The organism is Rhodohalobacter mucosus, assembly GCF_003150675.1.
Taxonomy (GTDB): Bacteria; Bacteroidota; Rhodothermia; order Balneolales; family Balneolaceae; genus Rhodohalobacter; species Rhodohalobacter mucosus.
This window is the reverse complement of the sequence record NZ_QGGB01000006.1, coordinates 163,178-180,850: the sequence shown is the minus strand read 5'-3', so window position 1 is coordinate 180,850 and position 17,673 is coordinate 163,178. Positions and strand designations below refer to the sequence as shown.

The 17,673-nt window shown below is 49.4% G+C and carries 20 protein-coding genes; 11 read left to right on the top strand and 9 right to left on the bottom strand.

The features are described 5' to 3' along the window. The first annotated feature begins 48 nt into the window (after window positions 1–48). The 7 genes from DDZ15_RS08535 (at window position 49) to coaBC (ending at window position 5,983) form a co-directional block, all read left to right on the top strand. Entirely contained in the window at window positions 49–663 is a 615-nt protein-coding gene (locus DDZ15_RS08535) for an IMPACT family protein (RefSeq protein ID WP_158278656.1), read from the top strand. 81 nt (window positions 664–744) lie between these two features. Continuing rightward, a complete protein-coding gene (locus tag DDZ15_RS08530) occupies window positions 745–1,290 on the top strand; it encodes a cob(I)yrinic acid a,c-diamide adenosyltransferase (RefSeq protein WP_109646670.1) in 546 nt (181 codons plus the stop codon). 57 nt (window positions 1,291–1,347) lie between these two features. Next, window positions 1,348–2,700: a phosphoglucosamine mutase gene (glmM, locus tag DDZ15_RS08525; protein ID WP_109646669.1), complete on the top strand. Its 1,353-nt coding sequence runs from the start codon at window positions 1,348–1,350 to the stop codon at window positions 2,698–2,700. A gap of 252 nt (window positions 2,701–2,952) precedes the next feature. Continuing rightward, window positions 2,953–3,834, top strand: a complete 882-nt coding sequence (locus DDZ15_RS08520; RefSeq protein ID WP_242978952.1) for a YicC/YloC family endoribonuclease — start codon at window positions 2,953–2,955, stop codon at window positions 3,832–3,834. Between the two features lie 69 nt (window positions 3,835–3,903). Continuing rightward, a complete protein-coding gene (gmk, locus tag DDZ15_RS08515; RefSeq protein ID WP_109646667.1) occupies window positions 3,904–4,479 on the top strand; it encodes a guanylate kinase in 576 nt (191 codons plus the stop codon). A gap of 8 nt (window positions 4,480–4,487) precedes the next feature. Then, on the top strand, window positions 4,488–4,778 hold the full coding sequence (locus DDZ15_RS08510; protein ID WP_109646666.1) for a DNA-directed RNA polymerase subunit omega: 291 nt from the start codon (window positions 4,488–4,490) through the stop codon (window positions 4,776–4,778). Between the two features lie 5 nt (window positions 4,779–4,783). Beyond that, on the top strand, window positions 4,784–5,983 hold the full coding sequence (gene coaBC / locus DDZ15_RS08505) for a bifunctional phosphopantothenoylcysteine decarboxylase/phosphopantothenate--cysteine ligase CoaBC (protein WP_109646665.1): 1,200 nt from the start codon (window positions 4,784–4,786) through the stop codon (window positions 5,981–5,983). A gap of 57 nt (window positions 5,984–6,040) precedes the next feature. On the opposite strand, the gene DDZ15_RS08500 is transcribed toward coaBC, so the two are convergent. The 5 genes from DDZ15_RS08500 to DDZ15_RS08480 all read right to left on the bottom strand — a co-directional run bounded on the left by DDZ15_RS08500 (window position 6,041) and on the right by DDZ15_RS08480 (window position 9,869). Next, complete coding sequence (locus DDZ15_RS08500) at window positions 6,041–7,270, bottom strand: lipase family protein (RefSeq protein WP_158278655.1); 1,230 nt, start codon at window positions 7,268–7,270, stop codon at window positions 6,041–6,043. Window positions 7,271–7,438: 168 nt separating this feature from the next. Further along, the gene (locus DDZ15_RS08495; RefSeq protein WP_109646663.1) at window positions 7,439–8,293 is read right to left on the bottom strand and encodes a universal stress protein; all 855 of its coding nucleotides are present in this window, start codon (window positions 8,291–8,293) and stop codon (window positions 7,439–7,441) included. 25 nt (window positions 8,294–8,318) lie between these two features. After that, entirely contained in the window at window positions 8,319–8,684 is a 366-nt protein-coding gene (locus DDZ15_RS08490; protein WP_109646662.1) for a hypothetical protein, read from the bottom strand. A gap of 61 nt (window positions 8,685–8,745) precedes the next feature. After that, complete coding sequence (locus tag DDZ15_RS08485) at window positions 8,746–9,408, bottom strand: phosphoribosyltransferase (RefSeq protein WP_109646661.1); 663 nt, start codon at window positions 9,406–9,408, stop codon at window positions 8,746–8,748. Between the two features lie 20 nt (window positions 9,409–9,428). Then, window positions 9,429–9,869, bottom strand: coding sequence for a MamS/MamX family magnetosome protein (locus tag DDZ15_RS08480; RefSeq protein WP_109646660.1), 441 nt, complete (start codon window positions 9,867–9,869; stop codon window positions 9,429–9,431). A 248-nt stretch (window positions 9,870–10,117) separates the two neighbouring features. On the opposite strand from DDZ15_RS08480, the gene DDZ15_RS08475 reads away from it, so the two are divergent. Further along, window positions 10,118–10,804, top strand: coding sequence for a dienelactone hydrolase family protein (locus tag DDZ15_RS08475; RefSeq protein WP_109646659.1), 687 nt, complete (start codon window positions 10,118–10,120; stop codon window positions 10,802–10,804). Window positions 10,805–11,074: 270 nt separating this feature from the next. On the opposite strand, the gene DDZ15_RS08470 is transcribed toward DDZ15_RS08475, so the two are convergent. The 4 genes from DDZ15_RS08470 to DDZ15_RS08455 form a co-directional block, all read right to left on the bottom strand. Beyond that, window positions 11,075–11,278 (bottom strand): dodecin family protein, encoded by a 204-nt coding sequence (locus DDZ15_RS08470; RefSeq protein WP_109646658.1) that lies wholly within the window; start codon window positions 11,276–11,278, stop codon window positions 11,075–11,077. Window positions 11,279–11,361: 83 nt separating this feature from the next. Next, entirely contained in the window at window positions 11,362–11,811 is a 450-nt protein-coding gene (locus tag DDZ15_RS08465) for a DUF2267 domain-containing protein (protein ID WP_109646657.1), read from the bottom strand. A gap of 81 nt (window positions 11,812–11,892) precedes the next feature. Continuing rightward, complete coding sequence (locus DDZ15_RS08460; protein WP_109646656.1) at window positions 11,893–12,774, bottom strand: hypothetical protein; 882 nt, start codon at window positions 12,772–12,774, stop codon at window positions 11,893–11,895. A 40-nt stretch (window positions 12,775–12,814) separates the two neighbouring features. Next, the gene (locus tag DDZ15_RS08455) at window positions 12,815–13,276 is read right to left on the bottom strand and encodes a hypothetical protein (RefSeq protein ID WP_109646655.1); all 462 of its coding nucleotides are present in this window, start codon (window positions 13,274–13,276) and stop codon (window positions 12,815–12,817) included. Between the two features lie 318 nt (window positions 13,277–13,594). On the opposite strand from DDZ15_RS08455, the gene DDZ15_RS08450 reads away from it, so the two are divergent. The 3 genes from DDZ15_RS08450 to DDZ15_RS08440 are packed head-to-tail and all read left to right on the top strand — an operon-like array spanning window position 13,595 to window position 17,658. Next, a complete protein-coding gene (locus DDZ15_RS08450; protein WP_109646654.1) occupies window positions 13,595–13,864 on the top strand; it encodes a hypothetical protein in 270 nt (89 codons plus the stop codon). 52 nt (window positions 13,865–13,916) lie between these two features. Beyond that, window positions 13,917–15,083 (top strand): bactofilin family protein, encoded by a 1,167-nt coding sequence (locus DDZ15_RS08445; RefSeq protein ID WP_109646653.1) that lies wholly within the window; start codon window positions 13,917–13,919, stop codon window positions 15,081–15,083. After that, window positions 15,076–17,658 (top strand): efflux RND transporter permease subunit, encoded by a 2,583-nt coding sequence (locus DDZ15_RS08440; RefSeq protein WP_109646652.1) that lies wholly within the window; start codon window positions 15,076–15,078, stop codon window positions 17,656–17,658. The genes DDZ15_RS08445 and DDZ15_RS08440 overlap by 8 nt, the downstream gene beginning before the upstream one ends. Window positions 17,659–17,673 lie beyond the last annotated feature (15 nt).

Genomic DNA, 17,673 nt, shown 5'->3' with positions numbered 1-17,673 from the left:
AAAAGGTCTAAATTACATTGTTTCAAAATATTCAACCAATACCATCACGTGCAGACTGTTACGGCGTCCGGGTTTAGTGATTTTCGCATCAGGGGATCCAGGTTTTATGGGTTTCTGTTTGCGTGCGGGTCTTTGCAGGAAGCTGAGAGTTTTTTGAATTCGCTAAAAAATGAGCATCCGGCGGCCACCCACCACTGCTATGCGTGGAGAATAAATCCGAATAGTCCGGAGGAGTTCAGCCAGGATGACGGCGAGCCGTCAGGTTCGGCAGGACTCCCGATTCTCAACACCCTGCGTTCCCGCAACCTCATCAATTGCCTGCTTGTGAGCGTACGCTACTACGGTGGCACAAAGCTCGGCAAAAAAGGGCTGATTGATGCCTACGGCAGTTCCGCGGAACAGAGCATTGACGATGCACGCCTGGCAAGCGTGATTCCTGTCTTCCAATACAAAATCACCTATCCATACACGATGGAGTCTGCAATAAGCAAACTAAAAAACGATTTCCCGCTCGTCGTGATAGATGCCACCTATCTTGAAGAAGTGGAAATGACGCTTGCCGTTCCAATCGATATCCACAACTCATTTCGTTCCGTCCTATCCTCTCTTGAGCATAAACTGACGCACTGCACCCCCCTTGGAGAGTCCTACCGGGTCGAGTAGAATTCGCACTGCCCGGAGAGGTGCGAATACGTGCTGATTCTGACCATCAGTGTTCTTACCTTTACAAAAAAATTTATCCATATGAAGATTTACACAAAAAAGGGCGACAAGGGCAACACATCTCTCTTCGGCGGCAAGAGTGTTCACAAAAGCAGTCAGCGAATTGAGGCATACGGAACCGTCGATGAGCTCAACTCCGTCATCGGCATGGTGCTCACATACGAGCTGAGCGAGAGCGGACGCGACTATCTTAATGAAATACAGCATCAGCTTTTTATTCTGGGGGCCGATCTGGCCACACTTCCTGAAAAAACAGCCAAAATTGAACGTATAGGAACGGCTCATATCGGGCAGCTTGAGCAGTGGATCGACACTCTTGATGAGAAGCTTCCCGGCCTGACCAACTTCATTCTACCCGGAGGAAGCGGCGCCGGTGCCAGCCTTCACATGGCAAGAACCGTTTGCCGCCGTGCAGAGCGCCGTGTTGCAGCCCTGAAACAAGTTGATCCAGTTTCTGACGAATGCATCATCTATCTGAACCGTCTTTCAGACCTGCTGTTTGTGATGGCTCGTTTTGAAAATCAAGAAGCCGGCGCTAAAGAGACCCCCTGGGTATCCCGTAAATAAATAGCGCCCCCCTTTTATCATCAAACCGCAATCCATTAAACGTATATTTCCTTCATCATGGCATTAATGATCTCAGTCTCCGGTATCCGGGGCATCTTCGGTTCACATCTCACTCCGGAAAACCTGGTTACCTATACTGCGGCCTATGGAACCCTGCTGGAAGGCGGAACCGTAGTTGTGGGCCGTGATTCGCGCGTTACCGGACAGATCTGTGAGGATATTGTCTGTGCAACGCTTCAGAGCGTGGGGTGCAATGTGATCAAGGTGGGAATTGCCCCTACTCCCACAGTTGCGATGGGCGTTCTGAAACATGAAGCCGCCGGCGGCATCATTCTAACCGCAAGCCACAATCCTGCACAGTGGAATGCTCTGAAACTGCTCAATGAAAAAAGCGAATTTCTGGATGCGGACCGCGGTAGAGACGTGATAGAGCTGGCTCAAAACGGCGACTTTTCATACAGTACTTACGACCGGATCGGATCCGTCAGCGAGGATCCTGAAGCTATCCAGACACATATTGACGCCATTCTGGAACTGCCCTATATCGATGCAGAACTCATCAGAAAAAAGCAATTCACAGTAGCGGTAGACGCGGTGAACGGTGCCGGTTCCGTTGCGCTGCCACAACTTCTTGAAAAGCTTGGGGCAACTGTTCACCGGCTTAACTGTGAACCCAACGGAATCTTCCCTCACAATCCTGAACCGCTTCCGGAGCATCTTACTGAAATATGTGACTTTATTAAATCCACACCCTGCGATCTCGGTATTGTAACCGATCCCGATGCAGACCGCCTGGCACTTGTGGATGAGAATGGCCGGCTGTTTGGAGAAGAGTATACACAGGTTGCCGCATTCGACCTAATGCTCAGCAAGAAACCGGGAGATACCGCAACCAATCTTTCTTCATCCCGTGCATCCGACGATATTTCCGAAAAGTACGGGCAGCAGTGCCACCGCGCAGCCGTTGGTGAAATCAACGTGGTGAAAGTGATGCAGGAGAAAGGAGCCGTAATCGGCGGTGAAGGGAATGGAGGTGTGATCAACCCCGACCTGCATCCGGGACGCGATGCACTGGTGGGTACGGCCATGATACTGCAGCTGCTTGCAGAGCGCGATATCACTGCTTCCGAATACCGCAATTCCCTGCCCCATTATGAAATGAGCAAGCAGAAGGTGCAGCTTTCCGATCTTGGCATGGATGCGGACGACCTGCTGCTGGAAGTGGCCACCCGCTACAGCGATAACAATCCGGACAGAACAGACGGTGTCAAAATCAACTTTGATGACGGATGGGTTCACTTCAGAAAATCAAACACTGAACCCATTGTGAGGGTTTACAGCGAAGCTTCGTCGGCAGGTGAAGCGGAAGACCTGGCTACAAACGTACTGAAGGTTTTACGCGGTGTCTGAACCGGATTGCTGATACCTTTTCAATTTTTTTGATACGTGCGTCAGCCATTTGGACCCTTTTTGTTAAATCCGGAATGTTATCCCATTCGGATAAGAGAAATAATGATCTGCTTAAGGCTGCTACCCGCAAAAGCCTGAAGAAATTTCATGTTTAAACAGCTTCATGCAACTTCCCTTTTGTCTTTTAGCAGCTAAATCTTATTCTCTTCTACATTTACTAAATCCATATATTTTAAAAACCAGCACTATCGCATGATTACTTCAATGACCGGTTTTGGCCGCGGTGAATCTTCATCCGGCGGTTTTTTACTTACTGCCGAGGTGAAGACGCTGAACAGCCGATATCTTGACATTTCCGTTCGAATGCCTCAGTCCATGCAAGATAAAGAACTGGCCATCAAGGAGTTTGCCCAGGGAAAGCTCTCCAGAGGCAAGGTAAACATCAATATCAATATGGAACGGACCGGTGGCCGGCAGGCAGACATCAGGCTGAATACGGAGCTGGTTAAGGGATACGGTCTTATTCTGCGTCAGCTCAGGGATGAGTCGGGCATTGACGAGCCGGTCCAAATAAGCGATATACTGCAGTTCAGCAATCTTTTTGAGACCCGCAAGGAAGATGAAGAGGAACTCAAAGTAATCTGGGACTGTACACGCGCAGCCCTGGAGGAAGCGCTCGGGAATCTGAACACCATGCGAAGCAAAGAGGGCACGGAACTGCGAACGGATCTTGAAAAACAGATCAACGGAATTGCAGAAATTCTTGAAACCGTCAGTGAAATCTCGGAAAAACGGGCACCCGAAGTTCGTGAAAAGCTACATGAACGAATACGCAAGATGGTAAACGATGATAACTTCGATCCGGAGCGCATGGAGATGGAAGTAGCGCTGCTTGTCGATAAGATGGATATTAACGAAGAGATTATCCGCCTGCAATCTCACCTGAAGTTTTTCATTGAAGCCCTGGATGCGGACGAAGCTGTGGGACGCAGGCTCAATTTCCTCTGTCAGGAGATTAACAGGGAGTTAAACACAATCGGCTCCAAAGCGAACGACTCCAAAATTGCGCATCATATTGTTTTGGGTAAAGAGAAACTTGAGCAGATTCGCGAACAAGTACAAAACATTGAGTGACGGGATTGTTGATCTGTGTAGTGCAAAGAACAGATACGACTATCTGAATTTTTAAAAAAAGCTGCATTCTTGAGTAAAAAAAGGGGAAAAATTATCATACTGGTGTCGCCGAGCGGTGGCGGGAAGTCGACCATGAAAAAGCGGCTTCTTGAAGATTTTGAGCAGATCCATTTTTCAGTCAGCGCTACTACGCGAGAACCCAGGGAGGGCGAATCAGACGGAACAGATTACTATTTCCTAAGCCGCGATGAATTCCGGGAAAAGGTGCGGAAAGGAGAATTTCTGGAGTGGGAAGAATTTTACAACGGAACCATGTACGGCACACTCCGTTCCGTCGTTGAAAATGACCTGAATAAAGGCTATTTTATTTTGCTTGACATCGATGTTTTGGGAGCCAAAAATGTAAAGCAGATGTACGGCAGTGACGCACTTGCCATATTTCTTTCGCCCCCATCGATCGACGTTTTAAAAGAAAGGCTTGCAGCGCGAGGCACGGAAGATCCATACAGTTTACGAACCCGGCTTAAACGCGCTGAAAAAGAGATGGCTTACTCAGATCAGTTTGATACAAAAATTATCAACGATGACCTTGAGGAAGCCTATTCCAAAGTCAGAGAAACCGTTTCAACTTTTATTAATTCATAAAAAGCACCATGGGAATTAAAACTCTCAATTTAGAAACACTGGGCGATAAGGAAAGCAACAAATATGAGAAAATTGTAGTGCTTTCGAAGCGCGCCCGGCAGATTGCAGCTCAGGAGAAGATGGAGCTTGACGATAAGCTGAAATATTTTGAAGGATTTGAAGACGAAGACGAGTTTACCTTCAACGAAGAGCAGGAGAGAATTTCCAAAGCTTTTGAACAGCTGCCGCATGCCACCCAACGCTCCGTACAGGAGATGCTCGACGATAAAATTACCTACCGCTATCCCAAAAAGGACTAAATTGAATGCTGTCCGGTAAACGGATACTACTCGGTGTTACCGGCGGAATTGCCGCATACAAGGCAGCCTACCTCCTTCGTGAATTTCAAAAAGCGGGATGCGAAGTGCGGGTCACGATGACTCCCTCAGCCACCCGCTTTATGGGTACAGAGACGTTTGCATCGCTGAGCCGACACAGTGTGGCCGTTGAAGTGTTTAACGATACCGATCCGGGCGACAGCTGGACGCGTCATATTCAGTGGGGCGAATGGGCCGATCTTTTTGTGATAGCCCCCTGCACGGCGAACACCCTCGCAAAACTGGTTCACGGGCAATCCGATAACATGCTTACATCAACCGTGCTTGCCGCGCGGTGTCCTGTACTGATTTGTCCCACCATGGACGGTGAAATGTATGAAAGCCCTGCGGTTTCTGATAACCTGAAGAAAGCGAGCAAACTCGGCTTTTATGTTCTGGAGCCCGATACGGGATATCTTGCAAGCGGTCTTGAAGCCAAAGGCAGGCTTCCCGAAGCGGATGATATTCTGACTGAGGCGGCCCGGATTATAAAAAAACATCGCATTCAGGGTCCCCTTACCGGGAAAAAGATTCTGGTAACCGCAGGACCAACGCGGGAGTTCATGGATCCGGTTCGTTTTATATCCAACCCAAGCAGCGGTAAAATGGGTGTCGCGATGGCTGATGCAGCCCGCGCACTTGGCGGGGATGTTATCCTGGTTCACGGCCCGTTATCGGCACAAATACCCGAGCGTGTTCAAACGGAATCTTTTGTGTCTGCTGATGACCTTTTTGAATTGGTCCAAACACATGCTGACGCAGACATTGTGATTATGGCAGCGGCCGTATCCGATTTTAAACCTTCTTCCCCATCAGACCAAAAAACCAAGAAAACCGGACGTACGGAATCGCTTGATCTGGTTCAAACCCCCGACTCCCTGGCCTGGCTTGGAGAGCATAAAAATCCGGATCAGATACTGATCGGTTTTGCGATGGAGACCGAAAACCTCATTGAAGGCGCCAGAGCCAAACTTGATAAAAAAAATCTGGACTGGATCTGCGCAAACTCCATATCTGATGACGGTTCCGGGTTTGGATCGGATACGAATACGATTCACCTGATCGGACGCGAGTCGATGCAGACGTTCTCGGGCTCGAAAAAAGACATTGCTTCAGAAATTCTCAGCATGATTTTTGAAAGCGACTAACCCGCACATCTTCTTCAGCACCCCACACGTAAGGCAAAAGGTTCTGCACCCTCTCCTTTATCGGTTTGCAAGCACGCTGCTTCTCACTCCAAGTGCATCCAGCGTTTCGAATCCCCAGGGAATAAAACCCTCCGTATGGTTTGCTCCCTCCTCAACGATAAAGGTGTAATTGGTTTTTCCCGCATCAAGTGCCCGCTGCTCAAAATCACTGCTGTTGAACAGAGGTGCAACGGTATCCGAATCACCATGCACCAAAAGCACTCTGGCCCCGGGTATATAGAAAAGATCGTTTTCAGCTACAGCCTGCTCCAGCTCTGTCTCCTCGCCGTCGTTGTATCGCTGAATAAACGCGGCTGTAAAAAGATCCGAAACCGATTCGGGAAGGCTGCTGCTCACCTCCTGGCTAGTCTGTTCCCCGTTAAACAGTCCGTCTGCGATTACCTGATCATAGGGAGACTGAAAGTAGTCGCTCAGAGGACGTGAGAAGTCGTAGAGCTGGTGGTAGGTGTATAGAAAATACGCGTAACAGGGCACGCATTCACGGGTCACCTCCGGGTTTTGAATAATATCGTCCATTGTGGCCGAGATATCAAAAATTGGCGCTCCCATCGACAACAAACCGATATCAACCACGGGGGCCGATTCCTCGATCAGCCTCGCCAGGGCCAGACTGGCATAGGCACCTTCCGAATATCCTATCAGGTTCACCGGCTGTTCAGTACTGGTCAGATTTCGGTTTTGAATAAATTCGAGCCCTGCCAGTATCATATCCTTGCTGGTTTCCGCCAGGCTGCTTTCCACCTGATATGGATGCAGAAGTTCTTCCGTGACACCATACCCCAGGTAATCCGGTAGAAATGTAATATATCCTGCGGATGCGAAGATCGCTTTGCGGGCCGTAACCGAAATACCGATATCCACAGAGGGAGCCTCGTCGTTTGAAAATATTGTAGCGTGCTGAACGGAGAGCAGGCCCGGATTTTCAATTCCCTGTGGCACCAGTATGGCTCCGGAAGCCTGAATTGGGTTTCCGTCCAGGTCGCGCGTATTGTACACCACGGTATGCACATCCACATCATATGTGATAAACTCTTCGGCTTCCGGTACACCCGCAAAAAACCAGAACGTTTCGAGTTGCTGCTGCGTGATGGTTCTTTTCAGGTTATCGGAAACCAGAAAATCATTTTCCGGAAGATCATCGTTGCTGCTGCTCGTATCGCAGGAGATGAAAAGCGCCGGAGTGATGAAAAGAATAAGAAGCAGTCGCAGCCGCGATGTGAATGACATAGAGGACATGGATTAACGGTTACTACAAAGTGGAGTTGCCGGACAGTTGCCTGCATTACCGGATTAACAGCGTATAAAGTACTGAACTCATGCCATTTATCCACCCAAAAAAATAAGCCCTTCCGGTCCGGACGAAAGGGCTTGTCATAGTGATCGTTCTGTACAGGTTTACGGGCTCAGGAAGAGGGGCACCTCACTGTTGGTGATCAGGTGATGCGTTGTTGAGCCGAAAGCAGCTCTCTTCACCGCCGATACGGAGTGTGCACCCAATACGGTTAGATCCGGGCTTCTCTTTTTCTGGTGCTCCATAATCCGTTCACCCGGTTCTCCTTTTTCAAGCACCTCTTTGGAGATGTAGCGAAAGTTGTGCTCTTTCAGGTAGTCTTCAGCCTGTTTGAGTATCGTCATGGCTTTGTCCATATCTTCGCTCGATTCACCATCTGCCACGTACACCAGATCTATTTCGATGTCTTTGCCATATGGAAGCAGGTGCACAAATGCTTTGAGGGATCGTGCGGCAGGCGCGCTGCCGTCGAACGTGATGATCACATTTTCAACAGAACGGTACTCGTTCATCACCACGAGGGTCGGTGAAACACCCTTTTTCACCACATTCGCCAGTGTATCGGTGTCGCGATCGGGCTGGTTGTAGAAAAAGTGCGAGTCGCGGCCTACCACGAGCAGATCGTGGTATTTCATCTCCTCAACGATAAGATCGTAGGATGCGCCCTGCTCTTTTACGTCTCTGTGCCTTACCCCCTCTTTTTCGACTCTTTGCTTAAATGAATTGAGCAGGTTTTCTGCTATACGCCGCGTTTCATCAGCCATTTCAGTCCAGATCTGACGGCCGTAGATTTCCGTTCCGTATCCACCGATGCCAATAGCGCTGTGAATATTTGAAATATCCACAACCGCGAGACCCGTCAGGCTGGCATCGAACCGCTTGGCCAGCCGGATAGAAAACCGGGTCGCCACCGGTGTATCCTCATCCGGGTCGAGAGCAACCAATATTCGCTTGATCATAATGTTATCTCCGTTCGTTTATTGATTATGTTACATTCGCAACGTCTTTGCTCTTATCACGTTCTCTTGTTTTTTTATTCATACGAAATTGACCTGTAAGATGGGCCGGATGTTCAATCTCGCCCAGTATGTCTTCAACATGGTGCTGATGGAACGCATTGACCAGAAAAAGAAACGGCCAGGTTGCTACGAATGAAAACCACACTCCATCGCTCAGGCCGAGCTGTACCCCGATCTCTCCCATGATGATCGCGCTGACTACACCCCAGAACAGGTTTGCCTTCAACGACACGCCCTCACCGCCGATAAAGATGCCGATGATAAAACCGACGATCAGACCAATGGATATAAACCAATAGATTTGGGCACCCGTTACTGCAATCATTTGCATACCTCCACAATTATAATGTTCATTTTACAGCCGTACAGAGGACCAAATCGCGATTCGCTGCCTACGCCATCTGCTTCTCACTTTCCCCGACTATGGATCCTCCATGAGCTTCTTCCACCCATTTCCGAACCTCTTTATCTGTGACGGGTGAGAAATCCCTGTATACCTGAGATACCGCATAGTATTCATCCGGCACTTCCAGGATTACCACATCGTCGGCATGCTTTTTCAGCGTGCTTTTCATATCGCTGCCGCATACGGGAGCGGCAACAATCAGTGTGTCCGGTTCTTTCTTTTTACACATTTCAAGCGTAGCCATCAGGGTTGATCCGGTAGCAATGCCGTCATCTACAACGATTACCGTCCGGTTTTTCAGGTCGGGAAACGGTCGGTTTTTACGGTATTTCCTGATTCTTCTGTGTATCTCCTTTTTCTCTTTCTCCATTACCTTTTCGATCTCTTCCTTGCTGAGCCTCCCGCTAGCCCGGGGATTCATATAGAGGCTGCCATCTTCTGCCATGGCGCCAAATGCTGCTTCCGGGTTATTCAGATAGCCAAGTTTTCGCGAAACAGCGATTGCAAGTTCACAGTTAAGAATTTCTGCAACCCTGAACCCTGTTTCTACACCGCCCCTGGGAATAGCAACAACGATGGGGTTCGTCTTACGGTAATCCAGTAACTCTTGTGCAAGCCTTTCACCCGCTTCCATTCTGTTTAAAAACATGAGCAAGCTTATTTTGGTGATTAGTTAATTCTTCGCCATGCATTCCAGACCGGATGGCCCATTTCATCCCGCAGAACCAGCTTGCGGCCATTTCGCAAAATGTGTTGAGCAACCAGTACCGGCTCGTGTTTATAGGTGATGCGTGATCCCTTCACCGTTACGCCATCCCCGGGTTTAAACCCCTTTTCCTGCCTGTCGAGGTACCATACCGGACCAACAAGCACGGTTACCAGCTCGTCGCCGGTGTGTACCAGGAGCTCTATTCCCTGATCCGGAGCATTCTCGGTACCCGAATACATGACCTCCTCTATCGTACCGCTTATCATTTCTGTGTTATCCGGATCGAATTCCCGTTCATATTGTTTGTGATGGTTTTTGTACTTGTACGCTGCCACCAATCCACCTGACAGCGCAGCCAGTGCCGCACCACCGATCATCCATTCAAGCGTATGTTGTTTCATGACTGTCCTCCTGCTGGTATGATGTTGATTTCCTTAGCTGAAATATGTTCATAATCAATTACAATTCGTTTACCCGTAATCCTGAGCGATCCGTAGCACATCTTCTATTTTCTGTGTAGGCAAGAACATTACAAACGTATGGGATTTTCAGGTACATGCAGCAGATACCAGTACCTACAAGGATTAGCTGTTCTTTTATTTACTTATACCAATAAGATAAAACCCTCAAACCCATAACCCCCTTTGCCATGTATACCAGACAAATTGAGATCCCGGTCAGCGAAACCGTTCTTCACGGCGTGCTTACCATACCCGACGGTGCCAAATCACTGGTGATTTTCTCCCATGGAAGCGGAAGCAGTCACAAAAGCCCGAGAAACAAATATGTGGCCGGCGTGCTGCAGGATGAAGGTCTTGCAACACTTCTGTTTGACCTGCTGGACCCGGAGGAAGAGCTTAACTTCAGTGCGAGGTTCAATATTCCGCTTCTCACCAAAAGGTTGGTTGAAGTGATCGAGTGGGCACGTGCTGACAAGAGAACCGGTAATCTCACTCCCATGCTTTTCGGTGCAAGTACCGGTGCCGCATCCGCATTGAATGCTGCGGCCATGCGGCCGGGAGAGATTCCTGCAGTTGTTTCACGCGGCGGCCGCGTTGACCTGGCTTCCGATTCAATCGGGAATATTGACTCTGCCGTACTATTTATTGTCGGTGAACTGGACTTTGAAGTACTGAGGCTAAACCGAAGTGCAATGTCACGGCTGCGTGGGCCGAAAAAGCTTGAAGTTATTGCGGGTGCATCCCATCTCTTTGAAGAGTCGGGCAAGCTTGAGAGGGCAGCACGGATAGCCTGCAACTGGTTCCTGAAACACAGCTCGTTCCCGGTTGGCAGTACAGCCGGTAAATCAACTGCTGAAACGGTTGAAATGCACTGAATAACCGGGCAGGCGGTTTCATCTGCTGCAGTGCGAAGCGTGATTCAGGGCAAAAGCCGGATAACTCAAAAAGCATGAAGAAATTCACGCCAAGAAATCCTTCATGAAGGAGCGCGGGGGCTCTGTTTCAAGATAGGTGCGCATAAAATTTAAAGCGCATGGCATCAACCCAAAAAAACGGAAGCCGCCTCCTGTCAGGAAGCGGCCCCTTCTCTTGCATTCTATCTGAATGACTAACTAACTAACCTCTGTTCTGATGAATTGGATTGATCAGTCCTTTTCCAGGACAAACGTGACTTTTGCGTTAATCCGGTATTTCGTAACGCTCTCTCCCTCAACAACAGCGTTAATATTTTCAACATAGACGCTTTTAATGTTGTGAACTGTTTTGGAGGCTTGTTTAACAGCATTCTCAACTGCAGCTTCCATTGTTTTTCCTTCAGATATGACTTCGATTACTTTTGCCAGTGACATAATTTATACCTCGCTTGGTTTATTTTGATTTATGATTAAAGAATGATTATTAACTGAACCATGCCGGTTCCTCTCCAGTTTGTTTAATCCGTTTCAGACTCTTCCGGCATCAGATGGTCCCATATTTTTTGAATGTCTTTGGGCATAGACCCTCGTATATCATCAAGTTCACCTCTTGATACTTTGTCGTAAAGAACAGACATCACGGCACGAACGGCTTCCCCCGCGGGAACCTCAACTCCTGGTCCCATTCTGTTTTTGACAGAAGCCAGAAATTCTTCTGCATTCATTTTAACCGGTTTATTCCTGGGGTCGTATCCCTCAAAGTAAAATCCCCGAATCAGTGTGGGCATCTGGGCAGATAGGTGAAATACCTCCTGAACGGTTGTTCTGTCGCGAAGGGTATGCATTACCGCCCGCAGAGCATGCAAAGCCCAATCTGTTCGCTCCGGGGCCCGCATATCCCTTGCTATTTCATGCACCCATAACTGAGCTTCATTGCAAAATTTCTCAAAGTTTACATGTGTGTCCATTTTTCTGTCTCGCTTTTTTCAATCCATTGGTTATTGTTTCTGTGTATTCAGACAAAACCGACCCGCTACGCCCGGTACCCATCAGAACAGGTTTACGAACCACCCTAAACCGACGGTAATATCCGGTGAACTTTCGCTCAGCCCGGTTCCAGCATTCACATTCAGGCTTGCTTTCTCACCAAGCCTGACTCCGGCTCCGGCCGAGAGTGAAAGCGGCGGATCCACTCCTTCAATAATCCCGGTGAACCCGTTCAGTGCCAGGCTTGCCGTCCATCCGGTATCGGTGAACAGTTTGCCAAAGCCGATACCGTAAGAAAGCCCGTTCCTGATTGGCAGTTCTTCCATATCGCCCATCCACCAGTACATCAAATCGGTAAACAACATAAAAGAGGCTCCTATTCCTTTCGACATCGCCAGCCCGGCACCGCCGTCCCATGCGCCCGTACCATAACCCGATGCAGGATCCGACACCGGTATCTTAAGCTGTGTATTCAGATACACAAACGTCTGGCTCGAATACCGTCTCAGCAAATTGACTGAAAGGGATACAGAGGGATCACTGAACGAAGTACGGCTGTAGGATGTGGTGTCCACCAGCATCACAGTCTGGTTTCTGCCACCCTGTCCGCCGGACCCGGACCCCGACCCTTTTCCGCTGCGCTTTACCTCTCCGCTCTGGGTACCCCCTGTTGGCAGGTTACCTGCCGGCGCATAAGACACCCATGGAGTACTTTGAACTACATATGGCACCGAGAATGAACCGGTGATACTGCCGATCTCCACTGATAATCCGTTGGAAACATAGAATGACCCGGTCTTTTCGGTGAAATAATACGTTCCGGATGAATAACTGCTGCTTCCCTGCCACCTAACGGACTGTGCTTCAGTGCTTTCTGACATCATGAAACCAAGCAGGAACACGATGCAAAAAATAATGGATCGGCTATGTCCCTGATCACGCATCGTGTATTCCTGCCGGTTGGATGTTTTGGTTTGGAAACGGTTATTGAGACGCGCGATCGCGCAGTCTCTGGGCCATTCTTTCCATGGTTTGAATAGCTTCATCCATCTGTCCAGACATATCCGACAGATGCTGCTGCATTCTTTCCATCTCCTGCTGCATGTTGCGGTCACGCATCATTTCGCGATCCTGCATCATCATTTGGCAACGCTCGGCAGCATCTTTCATATTGCCGAGTGTGGCACCCAGATGTTCGCTGAAACGGTGCATCATTCTGAACTGATTCCTCATTGCATCGTTCTGAGCCTGCTCCATTCTGCGGCTCATTTCCCTGGTCATATTCTGGGTACGTTCCATCATTCTGTTCATCTGATCCTGCATTCGGTGCATCTGCTCCATCTGGCGCTGCATCTGCTGCTGACCCGTTTGCTGAGCCTGTAGAGGAGCTGCATTCACCATTAGTATCAGGATCAATGAGAGCATACCGATTAATGTTTTCATCATTCCTCCTTTTTCATTGTGATCAAATCAATACATACATGGGGTACGTGACACGTATCACACAAATAAAATCGCTAATCTCGGTGAGACAGCCTGTCCGCGATCGGCTACCCGCTTCGTAATGAATGATCATAATCCCTTGTAGGGCTTTTCACTATACGCCCTCCCGGGTGATGTGAGTTTATTCCCTACAAAACATTCAGAGTTTTCTTTATTGATCAGAGGGGAGGCTTCTCAACGCACAAGCCGAACCGATATGGTATGTTTTATAAAGCAGTTAGTTCTTAGGAATCTTGCAGATAAACCAGAGAGGTAAAGTTAATGAAACGCATTAAGATCAAACTCAATGTACCAGAATCCACGGTAGAGTATTATCACCTGATGGAGCAGTGGGAGAATGAAGGAGGTGCCATTCCGGTCAAATCGAAGGAGGACCTGATTCCGGGCGACAAGATTCCATTTTCAGAAGGTGACACTTTTCGTGTGGTCAGCGGCAGTATCGACCTGATAGATGAAGCATTTTATTACATCGTGGATGTGGAGCCTGTATCCGAAACCGATGCTGTACCGGCGGACCATGATGAAACCTGAACCGGCACCAGGCCGGGTTATTGATAACTGAAACAAAGAGGGAGAGAAATCCATGGCATACCAAAGTCAATTCGTCCGCTTCAGAAAGCTTTTGCGGGCGGCACTCATGTTACTACTTTTTAGTTTTTTCCTCACCGATGCGCTCACTGCTCAGGGCAGCCGGTATGAGGCAGGAGATGTATTCCGGTTAGCGGAATCTGACACGGCTTCGCAGCAGCTGATAGCTGCAGGCGAATGGATTGAAATTGCCGGTGTTGCAGAAAATGACCTCTTTGCCGCAGGCAGCAGCATTGCCATAACCGGACTGATTGGAGATGATGCGTTTCTTGCGGGAGAATCCGTGAACCTGAGCGGTATTATAGGCGACATGCTTCTCTCCGCTTCCGAGACCCTGGTTATGGATGGTTCTGTTCGCGGCGACGTGTTTGCGGCGGGTGATGAACTGCGTCTCACAGAAAACAGTGTAATCAATGGCAAATTGTTTATCGCAGGCAATGAGGTACAGATCACAGGTGCTACCGTAGCCGGACGCACACGAATTGCAGCCAACCGGGTTCGCCTTGACGGTGTGTTTCGCGATCATGTGGTGATCTACAGCAACGATGTTGAATTTGGCCCGGATTACCGACCGCTTGGGGATACCAAAGTGGTAAGCACCGAAGAGCTGTACAGGGAGAACATGGGCAATATCCCGGAACAGCTGATTCTGGATGTGAAGCGTCCCTCCGCCCTGCCGATGCTGCTGTTCCAGACGGGGCTCTATCTCTCCATGCTGGTAACGGGTGTGGTACTGATCTTTCTTTTCAAGCCTGTAACCGCCGATTTGCACCGCTTTGCCACCGAGCGTTTCTGGAAAAATACAGGGATCGGGTTCCTCCTGGTAATCCTGACGCCTCTTCTGCTCACCCTCCTTCTCTTTCCGGTGATAACCATACCGCTTGCCATATTGATCTGTACTCTTTTTACCGTTTCACTTTATCTGAGCTACCTGGCCGTGGCCATGATGCTGGGTCTGCAGTTTATTCAGTGGTTCAGCAAAAAGACAACGGAACTAACCTATTACTGGTCGCTTGCACTGGGACTCGTTTTAATTGCCATTATCAATAATGTGCCGTTCATCGGTCCCGCTTTCAGTATTCTCCTTCTCTTTTTTGGAACGGGAAGTTTCTGGGCCTATGCGGTAAAAAGGTATTATGAGCCCGTAATTACCGATGTTTGATAAACTTTTTCACAATGAAAACCCAATTATCCGATTTTGTCTGCGCAACCCCGGTACAGTTGTTTTAGCCGGGGTTCTGCTTGCCGCGGCCGGACTTTACCTCGCGCTGAATCTCCGCATCGACACCGATTATTCGAAACTGATTCCTGAAGAGTATCCAAGCGTTCAGTCCCTTGAACGGCTGCGTGAACAGGTAGGCGCCACCAACGAAGCCGCCGTGATTCTTCAGGGATCAAGTTTTGACCAAAAGCGTGCATTTGCAGTGCAGCTGATACCTGAAGCCATGGCTCTTACCGAGCGCGGCAGTGATACACCCTACTTCAGCCGGTATGAGTTTCGAAAGGAGACAGAATTCTTGAAGTCGCACGCACTCTGGCTGGCCACCGACAATGAACTCCGAATCATCGAAGAGTATCTTGAGGAAAAGACAGAGCTCGCCAGGCTGCAGGCAAATCCATTCTACTTTGAGCTGGAAGACGACAGCGATCGCGCCGACTCTCTCGGTAGTGAAATTGAGAAAACCTATGAAGACCTGATCGGATCGGAATACCCTGTTTCCGAAGACTCCCTAAACATGGCTGTGCGATTCTACCCGATTGGCCCACAGACAGACGTTGAGTATATCCGTGAACTCTATGAAGATCTTGACAAGGTAACTTCTTCGCTGATGGCGCGCTTTGGCGATGAAGATCTCCGCTACCTTCTGGCCGGACGGCTGCTGCGGAATTTGGTTGAAATTGATGCAATCTACAGTGATGTCCGCCAGTCGTTTGCGGCCGGGAGCATGATGCTGATGATGCTGGTTTTGTTCTATTTCTTTTACCGGAACATGCGGCTTCGCACTCCGCAAAGAGCACTATCACGTCAGTTTGCAATCAGCCTTGCCCGCATGCCTGCAACCGCGGTGATCATTTTTCTTCCGCTTGTACTCAGCCTCTGCTGGACCTTTGGCGTGGCCTGGCTTACCATTGGCACCCTGAACATCATGACCTCCACACTGATACTCCTGCTCTTCGGGATGGGCATTGATTTCGGCATCCACTTTTTTGCACGTTTCTCGGAAGAGAGGGAAGCCGGCAAGCCCACTCCGGAGGCCATTCTCATTACATTCCGGACTACAGGGCGCGCCATAGCCGCAGTGGGCATCACCACTGCAGCTGGTTTTTTTATCCTTATGCTGGCCGATTTCAGGGGTTTCAGTGAATTTGGCGCCATCTCCGGTATCGGAATTCTGTTCTCTATCGCAGCCATGAACTTTCTTCTGCCCTCCCTGATTCTGACCCTGGAAAAATCGCACCTGCTTCCGGATCTCTATTCGGGCGGTGTTCCCCACCGATTGAAAAAGCTTTCGGAAAATGGCCTCCAAAAGAAAAACGGTACAATGACCCTGGCCGCAACCGGCATTCTCTCACTGGCGGTTGTGGCGGCATCCCTCTCACTGTGGTTTGCGCCGGGTGTCGGGTTTGAATATGATTTCGGGAAACTGCATCCCGAGTATGAAAGCTACAATCGCGTTGCAAGAGAAGCGCATAAGGTGTACAGCGACCGTAAAACACGAAATGCGGCCTATATTGTAGCTGAGAGCCCACACCACGCCATCGAGCTCTCCAGGGTACTGAGAGAACGGATGAAAGCAGATACCATCTCACCCACCATTCAATCGGTAGAAGTTCTGCAGGACCGTTACCCGTTTACAGAGTCCGGACAAAAGGAAAAGCGCAGGCGCATTCAGAATATTCGGGACATGCTCAAAGATCCGTTCCTTAGCAGATCGGATACCGAGCACTATCGTCAGCTGCAGAGGGCGGCCTCATCCGAAGAGCTGCCTCCCCTGCGGGAAATTCCGGATTTTATTCTGGAGCCGTTCACCTCCGCCGACGGCACAATCGGGAACCTTGTCATTATCTATCCGGGCGTAGGCTTGTCGGACGGACGCAATTCGATGGATTTTGCAGACGATTTATCGGGGATCACCCTGAACGACGGAACGGTGTATCATGCGGCGTCAACGTCCATCGTGGCATCCGATATGCTTCGGCTGATGATTGAGGAAGCTCCCCGTATGATCGCCCTTACGCTTACGTTTATCATTCTTGTAAAACTGATCATTTTCCGGAGCTTTCTATGGATGGCCATTGCCCTGATACCGCTCATAACCGGTTTTTTATGGCTCTTCGGTGTTATGGAGCTGGCGGGATGGAAGCTGAATTTTTACAATATCGTGGTGATGCCCACCCTGCTTGGAATCGGGGACGACAGCGGCATTCACCTGGTTCACAGGTATCTTGAAGAGGGCCGCGGATCCATATTGAAGGTGGTTCGTTCAACGGGTGAACATGTAACCGTAAGCGCACTTACCACCATGCTTGGTTTTGCAGGACTTCTCTTTTCAAGCCATCCCGGCATGCGCACCATCGGAGAACTGGCCGTAACCGGAATCGGGCTGCTTCTGCTCGCTTCACTCGTCGTTCTCCCGTCGGCATTGCAGGTTCTGGAAGCGATAACCGGAGGACATGGCGGCAGCACTCCACAACCGGTTGAAAAGAAGCGGGAAGAACCCATTGAATCAAAATGAAATAAAACCAACCAA

Bases quoted from the DNA above. Each gene is read 5' to 3' on its own strand.
- DDZ15_RS08510 (WP_109646666.1), top strand. From the start codon at position 4,488: ATGGGAATTAAAACTCTCAATTTAGAAACACTGGGCGATAAGGAAAGC.
- DDZ15_RS08485 (WP_109646661.1), bottom strand. From the start codon at position 9,408: ATGTTTTTAAACAGAATGGAAGCGGGTGAAAGGCTTGCACAAGAGTTA.
- DDZ15_RS08450 (WP_109646654.1), top strand. From the start codon at position 13,595: ATGAAACGCATTAAGATCAAACTCAATGTACCAGAATCCACGGTAGAG.
- glmM (WP_109646669.1), top strand. From the start codon at position 1,348: ATGGCATTAATGATCTCAGTCTCCGGTATCCGGGGCATCTTCGGTTCA.
- DDZ15_RS08460 (WP_109646656.1), bottom strand. From the start codon at position 12,774: ATGCGTGATCAGGGACATAGCCGATCCATTATTTTTTGCATCGTGTTC.
- DDZ15_RS08480 (WP_109646660.1), bottom strand. From the start codon at position 9,869: ATGAAACAACATACGCTTGAATGGATGATCGGTGGTGCGGCACTGGCT.
- DDZ15_RS08445 (WP_109646653.1), top strand. From the start codon at position 13,917: ATGGCATACCAAAGTCAATTCGTCCGCTTCAGAAAGCTTTTGCGGGCG.
- DDZ15_RS08455 (WP_109646655.1), bottom strand. From the start codon at position 13,276: ATGATGAAAACATTAATCGGTATGCTCTCATTGATCCTGATACTAATG.
- DDZ15_RS08465 (WP_109646657.1), bottom strand. From the start codon at position 11,811: ATGGACACACATGTAAACTTTGAGAAATTTTGCAATGAAGCTCAGTTA.
- DDZ15_RS08500 (WP_158278655.1), bottom strand. From the start codon at position 7,270: ATGTCATTCACATCGCGGCTGCGACTGCTTCTTATTCTTTTCATCACT.
- DDZ15_RS08470 (WP_109646658.1), bottom strand. From the start codon at position 11,278: ATGTCACTGGCAAAAGTAATCGAAGTCATATCTGAAGGAAAAACAATG.
- DDZ15_RS08520 (WP_242978952.1), top strand. From the start codon at position 2,953: ATGATTACTTCAATGACCGGTTTTGGCCGCGGTGAATCTTCATCCGGC.
- DDZ15_RS08440 (WP_109646652.1), top strand. From the start codon at position 15,076: ATGTTTGATAAACTTTTTCACAATGAAAACCCAATTATCCGATTTTGT.
- DDZ15_RS08530 (WP_109646670.1), top strand. From the start codon at position 745: ATGAAGATTTACACAAAAAAGGGCGACAAGGGCAACACATCTCTCTTC.
- DDZ15_RS08475 (WP_109646659.1), top strand. From the start codon at position 10,118: ATGTATACCAGACAAATTGAGATCCCGGTCAGCGAAACCGTTCTTCAC.
- DDZ15_RS08495 (WP_109646663.1), bottom strand. From the start codon at position 8,293: ATGATCAAGCGAATATTGGTTGCTCTCGACCCGGATGAGGATACACCG.
- coaBC (WP_109646665.1), top strand. From the start codon at position 4,784: ATGCTGTCCGGTAAACGGATACTACTCGGTGTTACCGGCGGAATTGCC.
- DDZ15_RS08490 (WP_109646662.1), bottom strand. From the start codon at position 8,684: ATGCAAATGATTGCAGTAACGGGTGCCCAAATCTATTGGTTTATATCC.